This is a genomic window from Streptomyces sp. NPDC054932 (assembly GCF_053610205.1).
This window is the reverse complement of the sequence record NZ_JBSGXU010000016.1, coordinates 28,386-53,285: the sequence shown is the minus strand read 5'-3', so window position 1 is coordinate 53,285 and position 24,900 is coordinate 28,386. Positions and strand designations below refer to the sequence as shown.

The 24,900-nt window shown below is 72.7% G+C and carries 22 protein-coding genes and 2 pseudogenes; 9 read left to right on the top strand and 15 right to left on the bottom strand.

Annotated features, from left to right (window positions below; all coding sequences use genetic code 11):
- Nucleotides 1–4: 4 nt before the first annotated feature.
- The 3 genes from ACWGE1_RS07140 to ACWGE1_RS07130 form a co-directional block, all read right to left on the bottom strand.
- Nucleotides 5–1,276, bottom strand: coding sequence for an NAD(P)/FAD-dependent oxidoreductase (locus ACWGE1_RS07140; RefSeq protein ID WP_453419540.1), 1,272 nt, complete (start codon nucleotides 1,274–1,276; stop codon nucleotides 5–7).
- Between the two features lie 164 nt (nucleotides 1,277–1,440).
- Entirely contained in the window at nucleotides 1,441–3,078 is a 1,638-nt protein-coding gene (locus ACWGE1_RS07135) for a LuxR C-terminal-related transcriptional regulator (protein WP_453419539.1), read from the bottom strand.
- A gap of 150 nt (nucleotides 3,079–3,228) precedes the next feature.
- The gene (locus ACWGE1_RS07130) at nucleotides 3,229–4,269 is read right to left on the bottom strand and encodes an AraC family transcriptional regulator ligand-binding domain-containing protein (RefSeq protein WP_453419538.1); all 1,041 of its coding nucleotides are present in this window, start codon (nucleotides 4,267–4,269) and stop codon (nucleotides 3,229–3,231) included.
- A gap of 234 nt (nucleotides 4,270–4,503) precedes the next feature.
- Here ACWGE1_RS07130 and ACWGE1_RS07125 point away from each other — a divergent pair, with 234 nt between their 5' ends.
- Nucleotides 4,504–5,121, top strand: coding sequence for an RICIN domain-containing protein (locus ACWGE1_RS07125; protein WP_453419537.1), 618 nt, complete (start codon nucleotides 4,504–4,506; stop codon nucleotides 5,119–5,121).
- 35 nt (nucleotides 5,122–5,156) lie between these two features.
- On the opposite strand, the gene ACWGE1_RS07120 is transcribed toward ACWGE1_RS07125, so the two are convergent.
- Nucleotides 5,157–5,612, bottom strand: a complete 456-nt coding sequence (locus tag ACWGE1_RS07120; RefSeq protein WP_453419536.1) for a hypothetical protein — start codon at nucleotides 5,610–5,612, stop codon at nucleotides 5,157–5,159.
- Nucleotides 5,609–6,691: an AraC family transcriptional regulator ligand-binding domain-containing protein gene (locus ACWGE1_RS07115; RefSeq protein ID WP_453419535.1), complete on the bottom strand. Its 1,083-nt coding sequence runs from the start codon at nucleotides 6,689–6,691 to the stop codon at nucleotides 5,609–5,611. The genes ACWGE1_RS07120 and ACWGE1_RS07115 overlap by 4 nt, the downstream gene beginning before the upstream one ends.
- Before the next feature lie 257 nt (nucleotides 6,692–6,948).
- Between ACWGE1_RS07115 and ACWGE1_RS07110 the strand changes: the two genes are divergently transcribed.
- The gene (locus ACWGE1_RS07110; RefSeq protein WP_453419534.1) at nucleotides 6,949–7,080 is read left to right on the top strand and encodes a hypothetical protein; all 132 of its coding nucleotides are present in this window, start codon (nucleotides 6,949–6,951) and stop codon (nucleotides 7,078–7,080) included.
- Between the two features lie 123 nt (nucleotides 7,081–7,203).
- On the opposite strand, the gene hemC is transcribed toward ACWGE1_RS07110, so the two are convergent.
- On the bottom strand, nucleotides 7,204–8,136 hold the full coding sequence (gene hemC, locus ACWGE1_RS07105) for a hydroxymethylbilane synthase (protein WP_453419533.1): 933 nt from the start codon (nucleotides 8,134–8,136) through the stop codon (nucleotides 7,204–7,206).
- A gap of 434 nt (nucleotides 8,137–8,570) precedes the next feature.
- Between hemC and ACWGE1_RS07100 the strand changes: the two genes are divergently transcribed.
- Together ACWGE1_RS07100 and ACWGE1_RS07095 are read left to right on the top strand one after the other, a co-directional pair.
- Complete coding sequence (locus tag ACWGE1_RS07100; RefSeq protein ID WP_453419532.1) at nucleotides 8,571–9,788, top strand: PP2C family protein-serine/threonine phosphatase; 1,218 nt, start codon at nucleotides 8,571–8,573, stop codon at nucleotides 9,786–9,788.
- Between the two features lie 50 nt (nucleotides 9,789–9,838).
- Nucleotides 9,839–10,519 (top strand): M15 family metallopeptidase, encoded by a 681-nt coding sequence (locus ACWGE1_RS07095; protein WP_453419531.1) that lies wholly within the window; start codon nucleotides 9,839–9,841, stop codon nucleotides 10,517–10,519.
- A 56-nt stretch (nucleotides 10,520–10,575) separates the two neighbouring features.
- On the opposite strand, the gene ACWGE1_RS07090 is transcribed toward ACWGE1_RS07095, so the two are convergent.
- A complete protein-coding gene (locus tag ACWGE1_RS07090) occupies nucleotides 10,576–11,718 on the bottom strand; it encodes a hypothetical protein (protein ID WP_453419530.1) in 1,143 nt (380 codons plus the stop codon).
- A gap of 270 nt (nucleotides 11,719–11,988) precedes the next feature.
- On the opposite strand from ACWGE1_RS07090, the gene ACWGE1_RS07085 reads away from it, so the two are divergent.
- Nucleotides 11,989–12,624 (top strand): hypothetical protein, encoded by a 636-nt coding sequence (locus tag ACWGE1_RS07085; protein WP_453419529.1) that lies wholly within the window; start codon nucleotides 11,989–11,991, stop codon nucleotides 12,622–12,624.
- 47 nt (nucleotides 12,625–12,671) lie between these two features.
- On the opposite strand, the pseudogene ACWGE1_RS07080 reads toward ACWGE1_RS07085, so the two are convergent.
- The 3 genes and pseudogenes from ACWGE1_RS07080 to ACWGE1_RS07070 all read right to left on the bottom strand — a co-directional run bounded on the left by ACWGE1_RS07080 (nucleotide 12,672) and on the right by ACWGE1_RS07070 (nucleotide 15,709).
- Nucleotides 12,672–13,891, bottom strand: a pseudogene (locus tag ACWGE1_RS07080) (cytochrome P450 family protein).
- Nucleotides 13,892–14,006: 115 nt separating this feature from the next.
- A complete protein-coding gene (locus tag ACWGE1_RS07075) occupies nucleotides 14,007–15,239 on the bottom strand; it encodes an FAD-dependent oxidoreductase (RefSeq protein ID WP_453419564.1) in 1,233 nt (410 codons plus the stop codon).
- A 104-nt stretch (nucleotides 15,240–15,343) separates the two neighbouring features.
- Nucleotides 15,344–15,709: a PRC-barrel domain containing protein gene (locus tag ACWGE1_RS07070; protein WP_453419528.1), complete on the bottom strand. Its 366-nt coding sequence runs from the start codon at nucleotides 15,707–15,709 to the stop codon at nucleotides 15,344–15,346.
- 302 nt (nucleotides 15,710–16,011) lie between these two features.
- Here ACWGE1_RS07070 and ACWGE1_RS07065 point away from each other — a divergent pair, with 302 nt between their 5' ends.
- Nucleotides 16,012–16,167, top strand: coding sequence for a DUF6131 family protein (locus ACWGE1_RS07065; protein ID WP_453419527.1), 156 nt, complete (start codon nucleotides 16,012–16,014; stop codon nucleotides 16,165–16,167).
- A gap of 164 nt (nucleotides 16,168–16,331) precedes the next feature.
- Nucleotides 16,332–16,802 carry a DUF5709 domain-containing protein gene (locus tag ACWGE1_RS07060; RefSeq protein WP_453419526.1) on the top strand — a complete coding sequence of 157 codons (471 nt, stop codon included), beginning with the start codon at nucleotides 16,332–16,334 and terminating at the stop codon, nucleotides 16,800–16,802.
- Between the two features lie 78 nt (nucleotides 16,803–16,880).
- Here ACWGE1_RS07060 and ACWGE1_RS07055 read toward each other — a convergent pair whose 3' ends face one another.
- On the bottom strand, nucleotides 16,881–17,834 hold the full coding sequence (locus ACWGE1_RS07055) for a nucleoside hydrolase (protein ID WP_453419525.1): 954 nt from the start codon (nucleotides 17,832–17,834) through the stop codon (nucleotides 16,881–16,883).
- A 46-nt stretch (nucleotides 17,835–17,880) separates the two neighbouring features.
- Nucleotides 17,881–18,120: a DUF6213 family protein gene (locus ACWGE1_RS07050; RefSeq protein ID WP_453419524.1), complete on the bottom strand. Its 240-nt coding sequence runs from the start codon at nucleotides 18,118–18,120 to the stop codon at nucleotides 17,881–17,883.
- Between the two features lie 150 nt (nucleotides 18,121–18,270).
- Between ACWGE1_RS07050 and ACWGE1_RS07045 the strand changes: the two genes are divergently transcribed.
- Nucleotides 18,271–18,522, top strand: coding sequence for a hypothetical protein (locus ACWGE1_RS07045; RefSeq protein ID WP_453419523.1), 252 nt, complete (start codon nucleotides 18,271–18,273; stop codon nucleotides 18,520–18,522).
- A 222-nt stretch (nucleotides 18,523–18,744) separates the two neighbouring features.
- Here the strand turns inward: ACWGE1_RS07045 and katG are convergent, their stop codons facing one another.
- Nucleotides 18,745–20,934: a catalase/peroxidase HPI gene (gene katG / locus ACWGE1_RS07040; protein ID WP_453419522.1), complete on the bottom strand. Its 2,190-nt coding sequence runs from the start codon at nucleotides 20,932–20,934 to the stop codon at nucleotides 18,745–18,747.
- Nucleotides 20,935–21,253: 319 nt separating this feature from the next.
- Between katG and ACWGE1_RS07035 the strand changes: the two genes are divergently transcribed.
- The gene (locus tag ACWGE1_RS07035; RefSeq protein ID WP_453419521.1) at nucleotides 21,254–21,682 is read left to right on the top strand and encodes a Fur family transcriptional regulator; all 429 of its coding nucleotides are present in this window, start codon (nucleotides 21,254–21,256) and stop codon (nucleotides 21,680–21,682) included.
- Nucleotides 21,683–21,703: 21 nt separating this feature from the next.
- On the opposite strand, the gene ACWGE1_RS07030 is transcribed toward ACWGE1_RS07035, so the two are convergent.
- Nucleotides 21,704–23,269 (bottom strand): DUF4139 domain-containing protein, encoded by a 1,566-nt coding sequence (locus ACWGE1_RS07030; RefSeq protein ID WP_453419520.1) that lies wholly within the window; start codon nucleotides 23,267–23,269, stop codon nucleotides 21,704–21,706.
- A gap of 7 nt (nucleotides 23,270–23,276) precedes the next feature.
- Nucleotides 23,277–24,791 (bottom strand): annotated as a pseudogene (locus ACWGE1_RS07025) (DUF4139 domain-containing protein); the annotation flags it as partial.
- Nucleotides 24,792–24,900 lie beyond the last annotated feature (109 nt).

The following is a 24,900-nucleotide window of genomic DNA, read 5'->3' as shown; positions in this document are numbered from 1 at the left end:
ACACCTAGGCCGCGGCCAGGAGCCGGTCGAGGCTCTCGTCCGAGAAGAACTCCGCGGGCGAGGTGACCCCCGCCGCCACCCTGGCGAACCCGTCCATGGCCGGACGGCTGCGCGACACCGCGCCGAGCAGCTGCCCCATCTGCGGAGACGGCGGGTCCAGGGAGGCCAGCCCGGCGGTGAACTCGTACATGGGCATGACCTGCCGGTCCCTGACCTCCTGGTAGTCCCTCATCGCCGCGTCGAAGGTCCGACTGCCGGTGAAGGTCTGGTCGAGCGCCCGTACGCACAGTTCCGCGTCGCGGAAGGCGTCCTGGATGCCCTGGGCGGTGATGAAGTCCTTGAGGTACCCGGCGTCGCCGACCAGCGCCCAGCCCGGGCCGTACGGCCGCCGGAAGTGGTTGGGGACCGCCATGCCGACGAGTCGTTCCACACGCGTGGCCGACCGGGCCCGCTCAGCGAAGGACGGGACCAGTTCCAGGGTGGCCAGATAACCCGCTTCGACGTCTGCCCGGTTGGCCTCGAAGTCCCGCATGGGCAGTCCGCAGATGACCAGGGTCAGATCGTCGTTGGTGGGCCATGCGGCGAAGGCCCGGTCGGGGCGGACGTAGGTCTCGAACCGGCCGTCCATCGGCAGCCCGGCCCAGTAGGAGTAGTAGCTGCACTGGAGTTTCGGCTTCGTCGCGTACGTGCCCGCGCCGACGCCTCGCGCGACCAGGGAGTGGATCCCGTCCGCGCCGACGACGACGCGGGCGTACTCCGTGACCCTCTTCCCGCCGCTGCCGCGGCCCCGGATGCCCGCCACCGCATCGCCCTCGATCACGAGGTCCTCGACGGTGAAGCCCTCGCGCACCTCCGCTCCGCACCGGTCGGCGGCGTCCACGAGGATCTTGTCCAGAACCGTACGGCGCGGTGCGTACGCGGCCCGGAAGCCGCAGCCGGCGGGGGACCCCTCGATGGTGAACGGTCCGAAGTCGAAGGAGTAGGTGTCGATCGCCGGACAGCCGCTCGCGATCACCGGGGCCAGCAGACCCCATCGGTCGAGGGCCGCGAGGCCGGGCGGGTGGACGAGATGGGTGGAGATCGTGTCGCTGGGGAAGGTCGCCCGGTCGGTCAGGAGCACCCGGTAGCCCTTGCGGGCCAGCAGCATCGCCGTCGGTGCGCCGGCGCAGCGTGCACCGACCACGATGGCGTCGTAGGTCCCGTTCCCCCGCCCCTCCCGGATCGGGTCGGGGTGCTCGTTCCGGATCTTGTCGTGGATCTCGTTCTGGTTCGGCATGACGTCACCTGCGCTGTTCACGGCACGCCCCGCCCGTCCGTCCGGACGGGTTCGTACCCTGAAACGCTAGGCGGCCGAGCCGTCCGGCCGCGTCCCCAGAACCTCCACTCCCGGGCATGGGCAATTCTTCCCACGTGTCCAGGGCCCCACGGACACCCTCGGCTTCAGACGAGGCCGTGCCGGTGGGCGTAGGCCGTGGCCGCCGAGCGCGAGGAGACTCCGAGCTTGACGAAGATGTTGCTGAGGTGACGGGCGACGGTCTTCTCGCTCAGGAACAGCTCGTCGGCGACGGCCCGGTTCGACTTACCGACGGCCACATGCCGCAGCACCTGCAGCTCGCGGTGCGTGAGCAGGCCCGCCGCCCTGGTCGTGGTCCTGTGCGCGAGCTCCTCGGCGCGCAGCAGGTCCGGTACGGCCCCCAGCTCCCGGAAGACCGATGTGGCGGCCCGGATCTCCAGCCGCGCGGTGACCTCGTCCCCGGTCTCCCGGCAGGACAGACCGATGAGCAGGCGGGTCCGCGCCGCGTCGTACGGTGTGTCGAGGTCCCGGAACGTCGCCACCGCATGGCCCAGCACCGCCTGGGCACCACGGGCGTCGCCGGCGGCCAGCAGCACCGCCCCCCGCGCCCGTCCGCCGAGGGCGCGCAGGAGCGGGGAGTCCAGGGCCTCGGCGCTCGCCGCCAGCTCCTCCGCGGCGGCCCGAGCCTCATCGACCTTCTCCGCCGCCAGCATGACCTCGACGTACGCCGGCAGGATCCGGCAGCGCGAGGCCCGGCCGCCGGCCGCGTCGAGTGCGGTGCGGATCGCCCGTTCGGCGGCTCCGGTGTCCCCTGCCGCGAGCAGGGACAGCGCGAGTCCCGGCTGCGCCGTGTGCCCGAGTCTGCTGGCCTCGGCGTAGGCGCGTTCGGCCCGTTCGTACTCCCCGGACAGCCGATGGAGCTCGCCGAGCTGGTAGTAGGCCGCATCGGCGGACTGCGCCGCCGGTGTCGAGCGCATCCATTCGCACGCCCGGTTCGCCTCGTCCAGGGCGTCCGCCCAGTCCCCGTGCAGCCGCATGATCTCGACGCGATGGGCCATGCAGACCCCGCGGTACGGCACCAGCTCCTGCTGGGCCGCGCACCACCGGGACAGCTCGGCGGTCCATTCCCGGGCCCGGCGCAGATCGAAGGCGTCGTGACAGGCCGCGATCACGGCGCAGTACGCGAGTCCGGCCACGATCGGGGACACCTCGCCCGCCGTCACCGCGACCATGGCCTCGTCGAGGAGCGGGACCCCTTCCCCGCTCCGCCCGAGCGCGATCATGCTCTCGCCGATGCAGACCAGCGCGAAGGTCGTCAGGTCGGGATCCCCGAACCGCGTGGCGAAGGCCAGGGCCCGCTCGGCAACGGCCAGGGAGTTCGCCGGATCCCCGGCGAAGTGGCTCCGCAGCCCTTCCAGCGCCAGCAGGTACCCCTGCTCGACGCAGTCCGGCTGTCCGGCATCGAGCAGCCGCTGCGCCCTCGCCGTCCAGCCGGAGCCACGGGACCACTGCCCGCTCAGAACGAGGTCCAGCCCCAGCCAGAAGACGCAGCGGACGGCCCGGGGCGCATCGCCGCGGGTCAGCCACGCATGGTGGGCCCGCGTCCACAGGTCGCTGCTCAGGGAACCCTTGCCGGTCAGGTGCGCGGCGAGCGCGAGGCGCTCAAGGTCTTCGGGAGGGAGCGGCTGGTGCCGGTCGGCCTCCGAGAGGATCGCGAACACGTCCCCCCAGGCGTTCCGCGACCGTGCTTCGTCGGCAGACCGTCGCGCGGCGGCTGGCTTCATGTACCCAGTCTCACAGCCCCGGGAGAAGCGCCCCGAGAACCACACCGGCACGCCCGCAGGCCGGGTGCCTCCGGCGGAGCGACCCCGGCCGGGTACCTCCGGCGGGGTGCCCGTGCGCGGCCCGGCGGCCGAGGTGGCGGGACGCGCCCGTCAGACGGCGGTCGATGTCCGCTCAGGGGCCTTGCGGACATCGCGGGGGGCCTGCCCCTCCCAGCGGTGGACCGCCCGCCGCAGCGCCCGGACATCGCTGTATCCGACTCGGTCGGCGATCGACCGCAGGGGCAGGTCGGTGGTGTGCAGCAGTTCGAGCGTGTGTTCCTGCCGTACGGCCTCGACCTGGGCCCGCCAGGTCGTGCCGTGTTCCGCCAGCCGTCGTTGGAGGGTGCGCGAGCTCATCGCCAGCTGCTCCGCGACGTGCTCCAGGGTCACGGTGTCCGCCCGAAAGGCCCCGGCGAGGACCATGCGGAAGCGGTCGTGCCATTGCAGCACGGGCTGTGAGGATGCCAGCGTCAGTTCCGCGTGACGGGCCAGGACGCGCTCCATGCCGGGCTGGGCCTTGGGCAGCGGCGTACGGACGTCGTCCTGGGCGAAGGAGATCGAGTTGTAGGGGGCATCGAAGTGGACCCGGGTGGTGCCGAAGAGCTCGGTGAGCCGCCGGATCCGGGCAGGCGGCCGGTGGGTGATGGTGACGCGTGACGGCACGATGTGGGAGCCGGTTGCGGCGCGCGCCCGGGTCAGGAACAGGAAGAGCGCGAAGATGTCGACCGCCTCCACCACGTCGGGCCCCCAACTGCCGGTCGCATGGCGGACCGTGAGGTGCGGCCCCTCGTCCACGACGATCAGCTTTTCCTGGTCCGGATCGCCGATGACGGCTATGAGTTCAACGGCCTGCCTGAGCGACTCGCGAAGGGTGGGGCCGCTGGTGATCAGATAGTCCCAGAGGCCGAACGTACCGGCCGGTGCGTGCTCGAGGAGTTCCGCGCCGATGAGCGTGCCGTGTTCGGTCAGGACCAAGTGCTCCCAGACGGCCACGAGGGAGGAAGTCGAGATCCGGGCCAGGTCGTTGCCGAGTACCTCGGCCGAGAGGTCGGACAGCCGGGAGAGCTTGCGGACGCCTGCACCGGTCGCGGCGTTGACGAGGCAACGTGCAAGGTGAGCCGAGACGGTGCCGTCGATACCGGGAGATCGCATAGGAAGCCGAGGATATCAACCGGCGCGACACGCCTGCCGGAACCGAAGGCGCCCCTGCGGGCGGGCGGGAGCTGTTCCGGAGACTCCAGGCCCCGGTGGCCGGATCGGCGCTCTGACACGGAGGGGCCGGGCTGTGTTCAGCTACCTCCCGGCACCCGCAGCACCGGCACTCGGACCACATGGGCGTGCCCGGCTGCCGCAGGACTGCCGCACCCGGAGAACCAGGAGGAGAACATGCCGCGCATGATCCGATCGGCGGTCACCGCAGTCACCGCCGTCGCCTTCGCCACCGCTCTGACGGGAACCGCCGGTGCCGATGCCACCGGGGCGAACTCCGTCCCGGCCCCCACCACACCACGGCCCGTGTACTGGACCGCACCGCCCCAGGGCGCGACGGCCGCCGCGCCGCAGCGATTGATGAACCAACCCGTGCGGATCACCAACGACTTCGCCAAACGCCCCACCACCCAGTGTCTGGACGTGGATGCGAACGGCGGCGGCAACGGCACGGTCGTCCAGGTCTGGCAGTGCAACGGCACCACCCAGCAGCGTTGGTACCTCTGGAACAACGGCGCTCTGGAGAGCTACCGCTTCCCGGGCAAGTGCCTGGACGCCGACCTCAACGGCGGTGGCCGCAACGGCACCAAGGTGCAGATCTGGGACTGCAACAACACCCCGCAGCAGAGCTGGTCCCACCCGTCGGGCGACCGGGCGATCTACAACGCCCGCTTCTACGGCGGCGGCAACATCGTCATGGACCGCGACGCGAACGTCGTGGGCAACGGGGCCCGCATCCAGCTGTGGCAGAAGAACTTCCAGTCGCAGCAGTGGTGGGACGTCTGGGTCGACTGATCCCGGCAGACGGCAGTTGCCGGCGGAGGCGACCCTCAGCCGCGGACGCGGCCCGAGAGCCACGGCGTGAGCGCGACGCCCTCGATGCGCTCCCTGTACGTCTCGTCTCCCGGCAGAGGGACCGAGAGCCAATAGCCGGGCGGGAAGAACCGTCCCTTCACGAAGGCCAGTCCGCTGTAGACGGACCTCAGGAACGGCGGTACGGAATCCCGGGGGACGTCGTGGAACTCCACCCCGTCCACGGTGATGTTCGCGTCATCCTCCGGGAAGATCCGCACACTGACCGCCGGGCTGCCGCCCAGTTCGACGAATGCCTCGTGGGGGAGAGATCCGTCGGGATCGGCAACGGCGAACAGGGCCGCGGAATCCCTCCGTGACGTCCGGTCGGCGCCGATGTCGTCGGTGACGGCCATGGCCAGCCGGTACTCGGCCGCGATGGCACGTATCGCGGCGACGGCCGACTCGGTGGTCGGCAGGGAGGGGTGCGTCATGATCCAGATGATGTCGCATCCGCGCCGCGGGCGCTCGCCCCGCCGGCCGGACGGCCGGTCCGGCGCAGGGCGGCCGGCGTGGTGCCGTACCAGCGCTGGACGGCCCGGCGCAGGGCGCGCGCGTCGGCGTAGCCGCTGCGCGCGGCGATCGCGTCCATGCTGAGGTCGGTGCCGTGCAGCAGCCGTGTGATGTGGTCCCGGCGCGCGGCCTCGACCTCGTTGCTCCACGTGGTGTCGTGTTCGTCGAGGCGGCGCTGCAGGGTCCTCGGACTGACGGCCATGCGGCGGGCCACTGCGCCCAGCGTCGGAACGGTCTCGTCGTGCACGGAGGCCAGGGCGGTGCGGAAGAGGTCCAGCCAGTTGTGCAGGGGGATCGATGTGGCGAGGGTCTGCTCGGCGTGACGCCGGAGCACGGTCGACAGGCCGGGCTGCGCGTGCGGTGTCGGCCTGGTCAGGTCGCGGGCGAGGAAGGTGATGGAGGTCGCCGGGGCCTCGAAGTCGATGGTGCGCGTGCCGTAGAGCTCGATCAGGGCCTCGTGCCGGCGCGGGGCCCTGGCGGCCAGGGTGACGCGGACGGGGACGAGTCGTCGGCCTGCTGCCTCGCTGAGGCGCCGCTGGTACAGGCCGAGCGCGTAGGCGCGGATGGCGCAGGCCGCCTCGTAGGTCAGATCGGCCTCGTTGACGTGGCTGATGACGACCTGCTCGCCGTCCTCGGTGATCCGCATCGTGTCCGTGCTGGTGTCGGCGACGATGGCGAGGTAGGCGGCGGCGTCCCGGATCCCCTCGAGCGGAGTGGGCGCAGAAGTGATCAGGTAGTCCCAGACCCCGAGGGCGCCGATCGTCGACTGCTCCGCCAACTGCGCGGACAACTCGGTCCAGGGCGTGTGCACGGTGGTCAGTTCCGCGATACGGATGCCCGTGGCCGCGGGAGTTCGGCACAGGTCGTCGTTGAGGTGCTCCGGCGCCAGGCCGAGCAGGTGCGCGTATCCGCGCGTGGGTATGCCGAACCGTTGCGCCGCGTTGACGCTCAGACGGGTGAGGGCCGAGGACGTGGTCCCCTGGTGTGCGTGCAAGATCACAGGGGCTGAGCATAGACCAGAAGGAATTACCAGATCAGCAGCCTTGCCCGGCGCCTGAAGTCCCCATCTTGGCGTGTTGAGTCCCCCCTTGGCGCGCAGGGTCCCCAGGCTGGCGTGAGCTGCCCTGGGTCACGCGGTTTGTGCGGCCATACCTTGGTGATCGTTCTCGCAGGGCGCACCGCACGGACGAACCACTGCCGGAACGTGATTCCCCACTGCGGGGAACCTGCCAGTGATCCGTTTGACGAGGAGTACCCATGGAGTTGACCCGAGACGATTTCGCGCTGGCCGCGGTGGTCCCGGCTCCGGCGCAGGCCCCGGCGTCCTTGCTTCCCGCCCCGTCCTCGACTGCGGGTACGGGTGCGCAGGCGGGTGCGGCCGCCGCGTAGACCGCCCGACGGCGACGACGGCGCCCGGAGGGGTCTCGGCGCACGCACTGCCCCGGACGGGGGTCTGGGCAGTGCGGGGTGCCGAGGCGTCCTGCGGACGCACTGACCCGTACGGGGGTGGGGTCAGTGCGGAATGCTGTCGATCACTTCTCGGGCGCCCTGCCGGAGGAGGGCGACGGCGACGGACGTGCCGAGGGTGGCCGGGTCGAGACGGCCCGCCCACTCGTGGGCGTTCAGGGCCACCTTGCCGTCCGGCGAGAACACGCAGGCGCGGAGGGAGAGATCCCCTCCGCGTTCCGCCCGCGCGTACCCCGCGATCGGGCTGTTGCAGTGGCCTTGGAGGACATGGAGGAGCATCCGCTCGGCGAGCGTCTCGCGGTGGGTGTCCGGGTGGCCGAGCGCGCTGACGGTGTCGATGAGTTCGGCGTCGTCCTCCCGGCACTGGAGCGCGAGGACACCTGCGCCGATGGGCGGCATGAGGGTGTCGACAGGGACGATCTCCGTGATGACGTCCGCCCGGCCGATGCGGTGAAGACCGGCGACGGCGAGGAGGAGGGCGTCCGCCTCGCCGTCGGCGAGCTTCTCCAGCCGCCGGTTCGCGTTGCCGCGCATCGGTACGCACTCCAGGTGCGGGTACGCGGCGGCGAGTTGGGCGGTCCGGCGCACGGATGAGGTCCCGATGCGGGTGCCCGGCGGGAGTTGGCCGAGGGTGAGACCCGCCGGGTGGACCAGGGCGTCGCGGATGTCGTCGCGCTCCAGGAACGCGGCGAAGACGGTTCCGGCGGGCAGCGGACGGTCGGCCGGCACGTCCTTGACGCAGTGCACGGCGAGGTCGGCCTCACCGGCGAGGATCGCGGCGTCGACCTCCTTGGTGAACGCCCCCTTGCCCTCGACCTGGGAGAGGTCTCCCATCCACTTGTCACCGGTGGTCCTCACCGGCAGGACGGTGGTCTCGATCCCCGGATGGAGCGCGGCGAGCTCGGAGCGAACGCGCGCCACCTGGGCGAGGGCCATCGGCGAATCGCGGGACACGATGCGGATCGGATCAGCGGGCATGCGGGCACGATACGCCCTCGGGCCGGGGCGGCACGCATCGACTCCGAAGGGTCATCGCCTGTGCTGTGCACGGAAGTTGACGCTTTCGTGAAGCCGTTCGAGAAGCACCTCGCACCCCGGAGCGGTGGCGCCGACGGTCTCATGTGGCATCGTGCGCCGCTCCTCCCGCCTTGACGGAGGCGACCGGGCGCGGCTCGCCGGCCGTACCGGTTGCCCCGGCGCCCGATCGCCCGGGCCAGGGCTGTGCCGGGGGCGAGGTGCGAGCGTGAACGTCACGTCCAGAGCGGCGAGCCCTGCCGGACCGTCGCGCCCCACCCCGGTCGGCGCCCCACCGGGCCGTGCCCCGAAGACCCCCCGCGGGGCGCGGCGTGTGCGCCTGTGGCCGGCACTCCTGCTGGAATGGCTCCTTCGGCGGTCCGTGGCGAGGAGGTCTGGTGCCGCAGCGTGACGGGGAGTCCAACGGGTCCGCCGGTGGGCAGGAGGGGCTGTTGGCGCGCGTCCGGGCGGCCGAGGACGCCGTCGGGCAGATCGGTACGACCCTCGACGCGGTGACCACGTGCGAGGAGCTCGCCGGCTTCCTGTTCCGGAACGTGTGCGATGCGGTCGCCGTGGACCTCCTGGCGGAGGACGGCCCTTCCCTCCGCGCCGCGACGGCGGGAGCCGTCGGGCTGCTGGCGACGGGCACCGCCGCGTCGCCCTCGGTACGGGCGACGGACGGCGGACACCAGCTCTCCGAGTGGACGACGGTCACCGACGGCATCCCGGTCCACGTCCTCTCGGTCCCGCTGCCGGACCGGGACCGGGTCCACGGCGTGCTGACCGTCGTACGGGCCCGGTCGGGATTCGGCGACCACGAGGCGGCGACGGTGCATTTCGCGGCCCGGCTGGCGGCGGTGCACCTCGGGCACGCACGGCAGCTGGCCGCCACGGAGGACACCGTCTCGCACCTCCAGCGGGCCCTCGTGGCAGAGCCGGGTCAGCCGCACCCCAATCTGGAGGTGGCCAGCCGCTACCTGCCGGCCGGCCCCCGGGCGCTGGTGGGAGGCGACTGGTTCGAGACGGTCCGTCTCCACTACGGCCGTACCCTGCTCGTGGTCGGAGACGTGATGGGCCACGGGCTCGACGCGGCGGTGGACATGAACGCGTACCGCTCCACCCTGCGGGACGTGGCGTCGACGGACCTCGCCCCGCACCGGGTGCTGCGCCAGCTCGATGCGCTGGCCGCCGGCGATGCGGCCCGCAGGCCGGCGACCTGCCTGCTCGTACGGTTCGACCCGGCGCGCGGCGTCGCGATGTTCGCCAGCGCCGGCCACCTGCCGCCGGCGGTGTTCGGGGCCGACGGATCGGCCGCGCTGGTCGACGTGCCGGTCGGCCCACCGCTGGGCACCGGGGTCGGCGGCTACGAGGCCGTCAGCCGCGCCGTCACCCCGCAGGAGACCCTGCTCATGTTCACCGACGGGCTGGTCGAACGACGGGGCGAGGACATCGACGTCTCGCTGGCCCGGCTGGCGGGAGTGCGGCTGCCGGTGGGGGCGGGGGTGAACGCGGTGGTGGACGCCGTCGTCCAGGGCCTCGACGCCGACCACGCGGAGGACGACGTTGCCGTACTGGCCGCCCGCACCCGTACCCGCCCGCCCGCGGGCGGACCGTAGGGGCACGGCTCCGGCATGCCCCGGGGGCCGGGCGAATCTACGGTGGAGGGGTGAGCCATCGCCTCGCATGTGTCGCCCTCACCGGCGTCCTGTGCGCATCGGCGTTGTCCTGCACGGCGGCGAGCCCCGAGCCGCAATTCCAGATCGCCCCGAAACCGGCGGTGAAGACGCTGTCCGCGCAGGTCACGGGCGTTTCCCGGGAGCAGCTGGGAGCCACGCTGCGCAGCGGGTGTCCGGTGCCGCCGGAGCGGCTGCGGCTCGTCCGGATGAACCACTGGGGCTTCGACGGCAAGGTGCACCGGGGTGAGCTGGTGGTTCACGAGGACGTCGTGGCCCCGGTGCTGCAGGTCTTCGGGAAGGCGTTCGCCGCCCACTTCCCGATCCGCCGCATGCGGGTGATGGCCGAGTACGGCGGCAGTGACGCCGCCGCCATGGCCGACGACAACACCTCCGCCTTCAACTGCCGACCGGTCACCGGGGACGCGGGCCGGTTGTCACGGCATTCCTGGGGTGACGCCATCGACATCAACCCGGTCGAGAACCCGTACGTCGACGTCCAGGGCACCAGCCACCCCCCGAACGCCCGCGCACATCTCGACCGCAGCCGCGCCCGCCCCGGAATGATCACCGCGGACGGCGTGGTGACCCGGGCCTTCCGGGAGGTCGGCTGGTACTGGGGCGGCCGGTGGAGCCCGCCGGACTACCAGCACTTCTCCGAGCAGGGAGGCTGAACCGGCCCCGGCCCGCCGGGCTGCCCGGCCGCAGTGAAGGTCAGCCGCCGTGAAGGTCAGCCGCGCGGCGGCCAGGGGCCGGCGAGCAGCCGCTCGGCCTCGGCGACGATCGCCCCGGCCAGTGGCCCGCGTGCCCGGCGGCGGACCTCCGCCGAGGCGTTGTACACGTCGACCTTGCAGACCAGCGGCGTGAGCGCCGCCGGGTGACCCAGCGCGCGCCAGCCCTCGTACGTGATGATGTCGCCGCCGGCCCCGGGAGCCAGGCTGCCGTTCACGACGAGCCGGAGCCACCAGCGCACGAGCTCCCAGCGCGCCGCCTCCCCGGGGATGCCGGAGTCGTCGGCGGGCAGGCCGTCGGTCGGGCCCAGCTCCGTCACCACCTGGTCGAAGAGCGCATCGGCGCGATCGTGCTCGGTGTGCAGCAGGCCCGCGAGCAGCGGCAGGGACGAGGCCCCGACGTCGAACGCCAGCGCCGCGAGCCCTGCCTCGACGAGGTGCTCGGGGCGCAGCCGCCGGCCGATCCGGCGTTCCAGCGCCAGCATCCGCAGGTACTCGACTGCCTCGTGCGCGTCGACGGCGTACGGGGTGTGCGGCGTGGGCGCGGTGACGTCGATGCGTGGACCGCAGTCCTCGACGAGATCCGACCAGAAACCGACCGTCGCGCGTGCCCGCAGGCTGCTCGACCGGCCGCTGAACTCGTACCGGATGTAGTCGGCGAGATCGTGCCCGTAGAGGATGACGTCGCTCTGGTGGACGGACAGCACGGGGTGGCCCCACTCCCCGGCCGTGCCGGGCAGGAAGCGGTGCCCGAAGACGGGGACCAGCTGCGGCACGGTCGCCAGCTCGGACCGGGCACGCCGCAGCGCGTCGGACTTCGCCGCGGGCCTGGGGCCCCAGGTTCGGGGCCAGAAGCCGTGCTCCACGTCGAACAGGACCCCTTCGCCGGGCCCGGAGAGCCGCCCGGCCAGGTCCTCCGGGTCACCGCCCCGCCAGTCGGGCCAGCTGCGAGAGCCGAGCGGCAGCCCGGCGGCGAGGAAGACGCGGTGGTCCGCCGAGAAGACGAAACCGAACCGTGCCTCGACGGCGTCGAGTTCCCCCTCGCTGAGGCCCGGACCGATCTCGGCCCCGAGCATGCGCTGCAGCTCTCGCGCGACTTCCGGGGTCAACGGTGGGGGCTGCCGGCCCGGTGGCATGATCATGCTGGTCAGCCTAGGGAGTGTCCGCAAAGTGGCGTCGTCCGCCCGGAGGGCGGGCTCGGCGGGGCCTGGTGCGTGCGATTGCAAGGCGGAGGAGGGAGTCGATGCGGAGCATCGGCGACCGACGACAACGCGGCAGGCGTGCGTGCCAGGCCCCGCCGAGCAGACGGGACTTTGCGGACACGACTTAGGGGCTGTCGGTCCGGGGCCGACCGCCGCATCTACACTTCTCGGCGTCTCCTCAACGTCCCTTGCTGAAGCCGGAGTACGCCCATGTCGGCCATCGAGTTCGGTTACGAGGTGCTGCCGGGCACGGCCCTGGACACCCCCGGGGTGGAGGACGTTCTGCGGCGGCGCGAGCGGGGGCTCCGGTGGGGCGTCCTGGCCGCCGGCGCCGAGACCGTGATGCTCGGGGTCGTACTGGCGCTGCGCGGGCCGTCGTCGCCGGAGTCCGTGGCGGCCGTCGCCGTACTGGCGCCCCTGATGGTGGTGACCGTGGGGCTGGCGCTGCTGTGGCGCAGGGCGCGGCGCAAGGAGCGCCGGGTCATGGCGGCGTACGGGTGGCAGGTGTGGCCGTGCGCCGGGCGCGACGTACGGGTCGTCTCCGCCGAGGGCCGGCGTGCCGGCGGGCGACGCTGGGCGAACGAGGGCCGGATCGTGCTGCTCGGGCCCGACGGGCAGAGCCACTGCTCCTTCCCGCCGCCCGGCGACGGCTGGGACGGACCGCAGGTCCCGCAGCAGGGGCAGTCCGCCGACGTGGTGTGGTTCGCCGGGGACACCCGGTTCGGCGGCATGCTCGCCCTGCCCGGCGGCCTGCCCTTCCGCTACGTGAGCCGCTCCCGGCCGAGCCGGCGGGCCGGGTCGGCGACCGAGGACGAGACCGCCCGCCGGGCGGGCCTGATGCGCTGAACCCGGGGCCGGGCGCGGGGCCGGGCGCGGCACTCCTGGGGAGCGGCTCAGCCGCCGGGGGTGAACGTCACCGGCAGGCTCTCGGGGCCGCGCAGCCCGCCGGGGCGCCAGCTGATCCCGTCCGGCGGTACGGCGAGGGCGAGTCCGGGAAGCCGGCGCAGGGCGGTGCCGATGGCGATCTGGCCCTCCAGCCGGGCCAGCGGCGCGCCCAGGCAGTAGTGGATGCCGTGCCCGAAGGCGAGGTGGGCGTTGTCCTGCCGGGTGATGTCCAGGCGGTCGGGGTCGGGGAACCGCGCCGGGTCGCGGTCGGCGAGGGCCGAGCCGATCAGTACGGTCGCGCCGCGCGGGATGCTCACGCCCGCGAGCTCGACGTCCTCGCGCGCGAAGCGGGCGATCCCGGGGCTGACCGGGCCGTCGTAGCGGAGGAGCTCCTCGATTGCGCCCGGCAGCAGCTGCGGATCGCAGCGCAGCCGGTCGAGCTGGTCGGGGTGGGCGAGCAGCATGGCGATGCCGCCGCCGATCAGGTTGACCGTGGTGATGTAGCCGGCGACCAGCAACAGGAACACCATGGCGATCAGTTCGTCCTCGGACAGCCGCTGCTCCTCGTCCCGCGCGGTGACGAGGCCGCTCAGCAGGTCGTCGCCGGGACGGGCCCGTTTGGCGTGGATGAGGTCGCTCACGTAGCCGCGCATGTGCTTCCACGCCTCGTCGACCACGGCGGGATCCGGCGGCTCCGTGCCCCGCCTGATCATGAGGTCGGTCCAGCGCTGGAAGTCGCGGCGTTCGTCCACCGGCACCCCGAGCAGTTCGCTGATCACCGCGACCGGGAGCGGCAGCGCGAAGTCCGCCACGAGGTCGGCACGGCCCGCCGGAACGACCGCATCCAGCAGCCCGTCCGTGAGGGACTGGATCCGTGGCCGCAGGCCGGCCACCCGGGGGCGGTGAACGCCTTGGAGACCAGACGGCGCAGGCGGGTGTGGTCGGGCGGGTCGCTGCGGAGCATGTTGCTCAGCATCGACTCGCGTTCCGTCGAGGGCAGTTGCCGCAGCAGCCGGGTGTCGGAGGCGTCCCGTACGTTGCTGCTGAGGCGGGAGTCGGACAGCGCCGCGAGTCCGTCCTCGTAGCGGGTGACGAGCCAGGCCTCCAGGCCGCCCGCGACGACGACGCGCCGCACGGGGCCGTCCTCGCGCAGCTGCCGGTACAGCGGGAACGGGTCCGCCACGAAGGCCGGGTCGGTGTAGGGCAGAAGGGCCGGCTGCTCATCCATGAAGCCTCCCGAAGCGCGTCGTCCTCGCTGTGGGAGCGAGGGTATATGTCCAACCCTTCCGATACGTTCGTTTTCGGCCGTGCCCCGCCCCATCGAAGGGGCGGGGCGAACCGGGTCAGCGGAGCGATTCCTTCGGGGGCCGCTCGCGCAGGGCGCCGTAGGCGAGGAAGTAGGCCGGCAGCCGGTTCAGCCGGGGCGAGTCGGTGAGAAGCTCGGTCAGCCGCTTGGCCCGCTGGGGATCGCCGAACGCGACGTCGCCGGACAGCAGCGGCCCGATGACCTGGGCGTGGGCAAGGCGCTGGAGGCCCTGGGTCGCCACCGTGGTGGGCAGCCTGCGGCGCTGCACGCGGCGTACGTCCCGCAGCCCCACGGTGCCCTCGCGCAACGGACCCACGAGGTGGCGGGCCGCGGCCACCGCGTCCTGGACGGCGAGGTTGATGCCGATGCCGAAGACCGGCGACATGGCGTGAGCGGCGTCGCCGATGCACAGCAGCCCCGGGCGGTGCCAGCGGCGCAGCCGGTCGAGCCGTACGTCGAGCAGCTTGACCTCGTCCCAGGACGTGACGGCGTGGACGCGGTCGGCCAGCCAGGGGACGGCCTCGGTGAACCGGGCCATGAAGCGCTCCAGGCCCTCGGCGCGGCGGGCGACGTCGGTTCCCTTGGGGATCAGCGCGGCGCACTGCCAGTAGTCGCCGCGGTCGATGAGAGCGGTGAAGAAACGGTCTCCCAGGCCGCCCACGAGTCCGCTGGGGTCCTGCTCGTGGCGCGGCAGCCGGAACCACCAGGCGTCCATCGGACACGCGAAGTCCTCCAGCCCGAGCTCGGGCAGAGCCCGGGCCAGCGAGCCGCGGCCGTCGCAGGCGACCGTCAGAGAGGCCCGGAGCTCGCCGGTGCCGCCGGCCGCGGTGCGGTACCGCACGCCCCTGACCCGGCCGCCCTCGATCAGGAAGGACGTCGCCTCGGTGTTCATGCGCAGATGGAACGAGGGCTCCCGGGCCGCCTCGTCGGCGAGCAGGTCGAGCAGGTCCCACTGCGGCACCATCGCGATGTAGTTGTACTTCCCGTGCAGCGCCCCGATGTTCCCGACCGTGACCAGGGACCGGTCGGGCCCGATCGGCAGCTGCACCGAGGTGACCCGCCGCTGCGGCAGTCGGGCGAACCGCTCCGCCAGGCCGATGTCGTCGAGCAGCGACAGCGTGGAAGGGTGCACGGTGTCGCCGCGGAAGTCGCGCAGGAAGTCGCCGTGCTTCTCCAGTACGGTCACCTCCACCCCGGCCCGGGCCAGCAGCAGGGCCAGCACCATTCCGGCGGGCCCGCCTCCCACCACACAGCAGGCCGTGCGCTCCACGGCGACCACTCCCTTCGCAGGCATCGGCTACGTCCGTCCCACAGGACGTATACCCCACCCGCGGCGGCCGGGGCGGTAGCGCCGGCGCGCGCCGTGCCGAACCGTCACCGCCACCCGTGCGGGATGATTCCGTAGTAGCCGCCGAGCAGCTGGCGGTAGTCGGTGTCGTGCAGGTGATCGTCCCGTACGAACTCCGGGGCGTCCTTGATCTGTTCCTTGGTCAGTCCGACGTGGACCTTCTCCTGCGCCACATCGATGCCGATGACCGTCCCCGCCGGGAGGAGGACCTCCTTGCCGAAGATCCAGGGGCCGGTGTCCACGACCAGATAGGCGGATCCGGCCTCGTCGGAGTGCTTGTCGACCTTCCCGATGCTGCCGTCGGTCGCCTCCACCTTGTAGCCGGACAGGTCCACATCCACGATGCGGCCGACGGCGGTTCGGTAGACCCAGACGTTCTCGGACTCGGACATGGGCGAAACAGCTCCTTCGTCGATCCGTACCGGTCATCGCCCGCCTGCCCCGCGTCGCCGGGCCTACACGTCACCCCTCCCGATCCGATGCCCTGCGCCGATCCGCGGCCCGGGACACGGAGCGACGGGTGGCGTACGGATCGCCACCGCGGGGACGGGCCGGCGAGATCGCTGCTGGCCGTTTGCGTGCCGACCGGCATGAGGCGGGCGGAACCGGGTAGCCGCCCGGTCTCGGGAGGAATCGGTGATCGGCCCGGACATCCGTCACGTGCCGCACACTCGTTCTGGATCGGAGCACAGCCATGATCATTCTCGGCGTCATCCTCCTGGTGATCGGTTTCCTGCTCGGGATATCGATTCTCTGGACGATCGGTCTCATCCTGGTCATCGTCGGAGTCATCCTCTGGATCCTGGGAGCCGTGGGCCACACCGTGGGCGGCCGCAAGCACTACTACTGAGGTGGTCACCACTCCCGCAATCGGCCGCTCGGAGATCACCGACGGAGCGCGAGGGCGGGCCTCCGAGGCCCGCTCGCGATCATCGCCAGCAGTGACATCCGCCCCTTCGTCCCCATCCACCTCGTCCACGCCGTCGCGCTGGACCCCTGACCCGGGGAGACATCATGAGCAGCACCGAGTCGCGCGGCGACGAGGTCTATCAACCGCACGACGGGGACGATCCCGCCCAGGGGTCGCCCGACATGGACAACGCCCTGGACGAGCCGGGCCTCGACGAGATGCTCGACACCGGATACTCGCCGCCCGAGCGGCCCTTCGCGGTCAACGACTCCGCAACCACCGCCGAGGGGCGCCACACGGGCGAGACCCTCGACCAGCGTCTGGCCCGCGAGGTGCCCGAACCCGAGGGCGACGCGGCCGCCTGGAACGAGTTCGCCGACGAGAGCGCCGACGCCCCGAGGTCCGGACCCGTACGGGCCGGCCGGCTGGCCCCTGCGGAGGAGACCGGGCCCTCGCGCAACATCTCCGTCGTCGCCCACGACGTGGGCGTGAACGGTGGGGCGGCATCGGCCGAGGAGGCCGCCATGCACATCATCGAGGAGCCCGGCGAGGCCGGGGAGCTCGACGACGTGTGAGGCCCGACGACGTGTGAGGCCCGGCGATGCCTGAGCCGGGCAGGGCGTCGTCCCGGCGCTGCCCGGTGCCGCCGGCGGTCACGGGGCCGGCGACCCGCCCGTCCCGAGCGCCGTGACGGCGGCGACCATCCGGTCCCAGAACGGGCCCGCCTCCAGCGCCACCGCGGCGCGCGCGTTGACCGGCCGGCCGGTGGTGCCGTGCAGGTCCACGACGGTGGCGCCGCGGGTGTACCGGCCGTGCAGTTCCACGACGACGTTCGCGTCGGCACACCGTACGAGCCCGGGATCGATGACCCGGGCCACCGCGACGGGGTCGTGCAGGGGCGGACTCGGGAACCCCCAGATCGTGCGGTACGTGGATGCGAAGAAGGTCAGCAGCTCGGCGCACACACGGCCGAGGGGTGTGCCGAGCCCTTCGAAGCGCGCCACGACCTCCGGTGTGGCCAGCGCCTGATGGGTGACGTTCAGCCCGCACATGGTGACCGGTACCCCGCTGCGGAAGACGATGTCCGCGGCCTCCGGATCCGTCAGGACGTTGAACTCGGCGGCCGGGGTCCGGTTGCCGCCCTCCGTCGAACCTCCCATCAGGACGATCTCCCGGATGCGGGACGCGTCCTGCGGGTAGCGGGTCAACAGCAGGGCGATGTTGGTCAGCGGCGCGGTCGGGACGAGGGTGACCGGCTCGGGGTGCTCGGCCAGCACCCGGTGGATGAGGTCCACCGCGTGCTCCGGAACCACGCCGACCGTGGGCTCCGGGAACATCGGCCCGTCGAGTCCTGAGGCACCGTGCACGTCGTCCGCCACGGCGAGCGGCTGGACGAGCGGCCGGTCGCAGCCGGCCGCGATCGGCACGCCGGTGATCCCGGCGACGGTGCAGACGCGCCGCGCGTTCAGGGTGGTCTTCTCGAGCGTCTGGTTGCCCGCGACCGTGGTGATGGCGAGCAGATCGACCGCCGGGTCGCCCGCCGCCAGCATGATCGCGAGGGCGTCGTCGTGTCCGGGATCGCAGTCGATGATCATAGGAACGGGCACGTCACTCCTGCGGGTCCGGGGGCGTGGGGCTCCAGTCTGCCGCGGCTCAGTAGCCCGGCTCCTGCTGCGAGGCGCAGGCGATGCACTCCGCGTCGATCTGATCGGCGAGCTGGGTGAGGACCTCCGTCAGGGCGTGGACCGTCTCGAGATCGGCCTTCGCGGAGTCCTGTTCGGCCGCGGTCTCCCAGTCGGTGGCCAGACCCCGCAGCAGGGCCGTCACCTGCTCGGCCGGGATGAGCAGTCTGCCTTCGTCCGTGGGGATCAGCGGTAGGGCGAACGCGTGCATGACACCACTTCTCCTCTCCTGGAGAGCGGACCCGCTGTGGTCGCGCCCCCTGGAACGGGTACCCGGTCGACACGGCCCCAACCGGCCGGTTTCCGGCAGCCCCGTCCGGGCAGGCGCAAGGCACCAGCACGACGAGCAAGGAGGAAGGCCATGGAAGACCAAGGTGGCGCCGGCGGAGCCCCCCTCCACGGCCATGACGACGAGCAGCGCCGCCGGTCCCCGCACGTCGCGCGCCGGGCCGGGGCCGCGGACAAGGACCGGCCCCCCGTCCGTGCGGCGGACACCGACGAAGCCAGCCGACTGGACCGCCCGGCCGAACCGGCCGAACCGGCCGAACCGGCCGAACCGGCCGAACCGGCCCGCAGGACCGGCAGGACCCGCCGCGAGCAGTCCGGCGGCTGAGCCCCGGAAGGGAGCGGGCGCACCATGCGCACCGCAGCGGCGCGGGCACCGGGTGTGACCGTGCCCGGCCACCGGGCGTACGCGACCCGGTCATCGGCGCCGCGCTGGTGACGGTCCCCGGGGGCAGGCCCGGACCCGAGCCGGCGCACGACGCCCCGGCCTCCGTCAGTCCGGGCCCGCACGCCCCGGTCGGCCGGTGCTCGGCCGACCGGGACGTCGGGCTCAGGACAGGTCGAAGCGGTCGAGGTTCATCACCTTGTCCCAGGCGGTCACGAAGTCACGTGCGAACTTCCCTCCGGCGCCGCCGGACGCGTAGACCTCCGAGATGGCCCGGAGCTGGGAGTGCGAACCGAAGACGAGGTCGACGGCGGTCGCGGTCCACCTGGCCTCGCCCGTGGCACGATCCCGGCCTTCGAACACGTTCTCGGCAGTGGCCGACGCCTTCCACTCCGTCCGCATGTCGAGCAGGTTGACGAAGAAGTCGTTGGTCAGCGCCTCCGGCCGGTCGGTGAGGACGCCGTGCGGCGACTGCCCGAAGCCCGTCCTCAGCACCCGCATGCCACCGATCAGGACGGCCATCTCTGGAGCCGACAGCGTCAGCAGGTTGGCGCGGTCCAGCAGGAGGGTCTCCGGCGCCAGCTTCTCACCCGCCCGGAGGTAGTTGCGGAACCCGTCCGCCCGCGGTTCCAGCACGGCGAACGCCTCGACATCGGTCTGCTCCTGCGAGGCGTCCGTGCGCCCCGGCACGAAGGGCACCGTGATGTCGTGCCCGGCGTTCCTCGCGGCCTGCTCGACCGCTGCGCACCCGCCGAGGACGATCAGGTCGGCGAGGGAAACCTTCGTCCCGCCGCTCTGCGCGTCGTTGAACTCCTGCCGGATCCGGTCGAGCGTCCGCACCGCCTCGGCCACCTCCGGTACGTCGTTCACCTCCCAGTCCTTCTGGGGTGCCAGCCGGATCCGCGCCCCGTTGGCCCCGCCGCGCATGTCGGTGCCGCGGAAGCTCGCCGCCGACGCCCACGCGGTGGTGACCAGCTGGGGGACCGACAGGCCCGAGGAGAGGATCGTGGCCTTGAGGGCGGCGACGTCGGCGTCCGTGACCAGTGCGTGATCGACCGGCGGGACCGGGTCCTGCCAGAGCTGGGGCTCGGGGACCCACGGGCCGAGGTAGCGCGAGACCGGCCCCATGTCGCGGTGCAGAAGCTTGTACCAGGCCTTGGCGAAGGCATCCGCCAGCCGCTCCGGGTTCTCGTGGAAGCCCTTCGCGATCGGCCCGTAGACCGGATCCAGCTTCAGCGAGAGGTCCGTCGTCAGCATCATCGGAGCGTGCCTCGTCGACGGATCGTGGGCATCGGGCACCGTGCCCTGGGCCGCAGGATCCGTGGGGGTCCACTGCTGCGCCCCGGCCGGGCTCGTCGTCAGCTCCCAGTCGTACCGGAACAGATTGTCCAGGTACCCGTTGTCCCACTTCGTCGGCTCCGAGGTCCACGCCCCCTCCAGCCCGCTGGTGAGCGTGTCGACGCCCGCGCCGCTGCCGAAGGTGTTCTTCCAGCCGAGGCCCTGCTGCTCGATGGGGCAGCCCTCGGGCTCCGGGCCGACGTACTCGGAGTCGACCGCACCGTGGCACTTTCCGAAGGTGTGGCCGCCGATGATGAGCGCGGCCGTTTCCTCGTCATTCATCGCCATGCGCCTGAACGTTTCGCGAATGTCCCGGGCTGCGGCGATCGGATCCGGATTGCCGTTGGGCCCCTCCGGATTGACGTAGATCAGTCCCATCTGTACGGCACCGAAAGGACCGGCGAGTTCCCGGTCACCGCTGTAACGCTCATCTCCGAGCCAGGTGTCCTCGGACCCCCAGAAAACCTCCTCCGGCTCCCAGATGTCCTCCCGCCCGAAGCCGAACCCGAACGTCTTGAATCCCATCGATTCCAGGGCGCAGTTACCGGCGAAGACCAGCAGGTCGGCCCAGGAGACCTTCTGTCCGTACTTCTGCTTGACCGGCCAGAGCAGGCGGCGTGCCTTGTCGAGGCTCGCGTTGTCCGGCCAGCTGTTGAGCGGGGCGAAACGCTGGGCGCCGGAGCCGCCGCCACCCCGGCCGTCCTCGATGCGGTACGTGCCCGCGGCGTGCCAGCTCATCCGGATGAAAAGCGGACCGTAGTGCCCGTAGTCCGCGGGCCACCAGTCCTGCGAGGCCGTCATCACCTCGAAGACGTCCCGCTTCAGCGCGTCGACGTCCAGGGTCGCGAACTGCTCTGCGTAGTCGAAGTCCTCATCCAGCGGATTGGACCGGGGCGAGTTCTGGTGGAGGACCTGGAGGTCCAGCTGGTTCGGCCACCAGTCCCGGTTAGTCCTGGGGTGAGTCGGCGCGGGCTCCGGGGAGGGGATTACCGGGTTCTCGCTTTCGCTGCCGGACACGTCCGTCCTTCTTCCTGTCGCGGTGTTTCCGTCCGCCGGCCGCCTGCCCTTGACGTCTCCTGCCATTTCGTTTCGAGCACTGCGACTCGGCGTCCGTATGGTCGCGCACCGCAGACCGCACTGCCACGAGAAACACGCAGAGCACCACCGCCTATCAAGCAGCCGAAGCCCCAATTCGTTCGGACCCGGCCCAATGGGTGAATTCTTCCGATCATCACCGTTCGCCGGCTGACGTGAAAACCGGGCACGGAATTGTAGGGTGGCCGGCATGTGGGCGAGAGGCCCCGCCGTCCCGCCGAGCCCGAACAGGTGAACCGACATGAGTGACCTGCTGAAGCGACTGCGCGGGCACGGCCGGCGCATGACGCCCCAACGTCGTGTCGTCGCCGAGGTCCTCGACGGCGAGCACGTCCACCTCACGGCCGACGAGGTGCACGCGCGCGCGGCACAGCGGCTGCCCGAGATCTCCCGCGCGAGCGTCTACAACACCCTGGGCGAACTGGTCCAGCTCGGCGAGGTCGCCGAGGTCTCCACCCACGGCCGCGCCAAGCGCTACGACCCCAACGCCCACCACCCGCACCAGCACCTGGTGTGCTCCGGCTGCGGCCTCATCCGCGACGTCCACCCGACCGGCGACCCCCTGGCCGCGCTCCCGGCACGGGACCGGTTCGGCTTCACGGTCTCCGAGGTCGAGATCACCTACCGCGGGCTCTGCCCGGACTGTGCCCAGGGGCCACCGCACGAGTGACCCCGGGACCGGCCGCCCGCCTCAGATCCCGACGACCTTGGCGCTCGCCGACAGCTCGTAGACCAGGGTGACCGTGCGGCGGCCGCCCGGCGGGAGGGCGACGTCCCAGCGGACGATGCCCTCGGCGTCGACCGCGGCGGGCACCGGCGAGCAGGCCTCCTTGCGCAGGCGCACCTCCACCGCCGAGACCTCCGAGACCGGGATCCGCTCCCGGAGCACGACCACCCGCTCGCCCCGGTCGCCGGGGGCGGAGAACCGGGACACATGCAGCCGCACCGTGCGGGTGACCACCGTCCGCTGACCGAATCCGGCCGCATCGCGGGACTCCTCCGTCCGCCGGACCACCCTGTGGTCGTCGCAGCTGCCGAAGGCGAGCTCGACGCGCGCGCCCGGGGCGGCGAAATCCAGCGTTCCACGGCCGCTGAATCCGCTGCCCCGCACCAGGTCCACGGGACCGGCGAGCAGCGCGTGGCCGGACAGGTTGTCGTACGACACCACCTCGGTGACCAGCGGCGACAGCTCGGGCGAGCAGGCGTACTCGCGGTCCGCGGCGGTGGTGAAGACGGAGAGCGGCACCCGGTGGGCGCGCCCGTCCGCACGCACGGAGACCGGCACCGGGGAGTGCAGCACGCGCGCCTCACCGCCGTCGTCGACCCCCGGCAGGCCGAGGACCGGGGCCGCCGGGCCGAGGTCCCCGATCTCCTCCTCGCGCAGCTCGACGTCCACCGTGCGGCGCTCCGCCGCCGTGCGTTCGCCCAGCGTGAGGCGGTCCTCGCCCAGCCGCGGCGGATCGGTGGCCAGGGTCGACCGGGCCGTCGACAGGGTCAGGCGCACGTCGGACCAGTCCTCGCCGGTGCGCTGCCAGACCATCGCGTCGGTCTCCAGCGTCAGCGAGTCCCCGTCCAGTACGGCCCGGTAGGCGGGTCGCCACAGCGCGCACGGGGTGAGGTGGGTCAGGCGCAGCCGGACCGGACCGGCGGCCGCCGTCCGTACGGTCAGCTCGACGTGGCCGACCAGTTCGGCGGGCTCGGTCTCGGAGAGGGCCATGGCCTGCCGGGTCTCCCCGAGCTCGACGGAGAGGGCGGCCAGTCGGGCGTTCACGGTGCGCAGCCGCTCGCCGTACGTGTCGCGCTCGCCGTCCACCCGGTCCAGTTCTCGGGCCCAGCGGAGGCCGTCGGTCTCGCCGGAGCCGGCGCCCTCACCGATCTCCCGGAGCAGGTCGGCGGCGAGGCGGCCGAGTACGTCGAGGCGGGCGTGCAGCCGATCCCGTTGCCGCCCCAGGGCGAGCTGCTCCTCCTCGAGGACGTGCACACGGTGGCGCAGGACGGAGTCGTCGTCGGCGGAGGGCAGCGGCCCGCGCGGCTCCCAGCTGCGCACGATCCGTACGTCGAGCACGGTGGCCGGGTGATCGGCGGTCAGCTCGGCGTGGAGGGTACGGTCGACGGCCAGCGCGCTGACCGGTCCGAGACGCAGCCGCTGGACCCCCGCCTCCAGGTCCAGGACGACGGCGCGCTCGACGTGGGCGCGGTCCTCCAGACAGGTGACGGCGGTGACGGGAAGGGCGATCGGCTTCGGGGCCGTGGACATGGTGGGTTCAGCTCCTGCGGTTGCCGCCGACCAGGGCCTTGCCGGCCGGGATGCGGATCTCGTAGCCGCCGTCGAGGGCGGTGGTCCCGCCGGCGGGCAGGTCCATCCGCCAGACGCGGGTGCCCGGCGCATGGTGTTCCGGACCCGCGCCCTCCTCGGGCGTCGTCCAGTCGGCGCGTTCCTCGATCCGGACGTCCGGATCGGAGGTGACGGGCACCCGCTCGTGGACCTCGACGGTGACGGGTGCGGCGAGCCGGTTGGCCAGTTCCACGTGGACGTGGTGGTCGAGCACGGTGGTGTTGTTGCGCAGGCCCGCGGTCGACTCGCGCAGGTTCGTGCGGCGGGTGACGCGGACGCCCTCGGCGGGCCCGAGCCCGACCCGGCGGACACCGCCGGGGGCGAGCGTGGGCAGGGCGGCGGTGAGCAGGAAGTCGTCGTCGACGGTGACCTCCACCGGGCCGGCCAGCAGGGCCTGATCGGTGGCGTTGGAGAGCACCAGCGTCGCGTAGACGGTCTGCTCCACGGACGGCACGCACACGTATTCGGTGCGCAGACCGACCGGGATCTCGCCGACGGTGACGGTGTGCCAGGTGCCGTCCGACGGAATGTCGGCGCGGGCGGCGGCATCGAAGCGGTGGTCGAAGGAACCCGCCGACTCACGGGGCCGTACGGCGTGCCCGGGCAGCGGCAGACTGCCCACCGTTCCGGCGCGGCGGCGGTGTTCGGCCGCCACCGGGTCGGAGGGGGAACCGGGGAACAGCCGGCCCCTGCGAGCACTCTGCTCGTCGGGGCCGCACAGGACGAGGGCGGCGTAGTCGAGCTCGGCGCCGCTCGGCTGCGGCGGCCCGGCCGGCGGCGGGGGCGGGGGCGGGGGCGCTGCGGGGGCCCCGCCGGGGGCCGCGGGCGCCATGGGGGCGGGGGCACCGGCGAAGCCCCTGCCTCCCGCACGCGACCTGGCGGCGCCCGGCCGTGCGGGCGGCGCCTGCGCGAAGTCGGCCATCGCGCCGCCGACGCCCTCCGGAGCCGCGCCGTACGCACCGCCGGGCACCGGGAGCGCGGCGGCCGGCGCACCGTAGGCCTGCGGCGCCGGAGCCGGAGCGGGCGCGAACGAGGGCGCGGGCGCGGGTGGTGGGGGCGGCGGGGGCGGCGGTACGGGCCCGGCCGCCGAGCCGACCGGCACCCCTGCGGGTACGGCGGTCCGGACCGGGCGCGGACCGGCCGCCGCGTACCCGGTGAACAGGTCGGCGAGACCCGCCGGGGGCTCCCGCCAGCCGGAAGGCGCGGGGGCGGGCTGACGGCGCCCGATCCGGACCGAGCGGAGCCTCGGCAGGTCGGTACGGCGCCGGAGGTCGGCGGTGGCCAGGGCGATCCGCACGCCGGTCCAGTCCTCGCCGGTGCGCTGGGCGACCGAGGCGCGGAGCACCAGGCGGCCGTCGCCGTCGCCCCGACGGTGGGTGAGCCGGTACGCCGGCACCCAGACGGCGCCCGGAACCCCGTACTCCAGCTCCAGCTCGACCTCTGCGTCCCCCTCGGCGTGGACGCCGCGGGCGCGCCGGTCGAGGGCGGTCCCCCGGGACGGCGAGCGAGTAGTAGGAGAGTGGGGGGGGGTGCAGGGCGGTGGGACGGGTGGG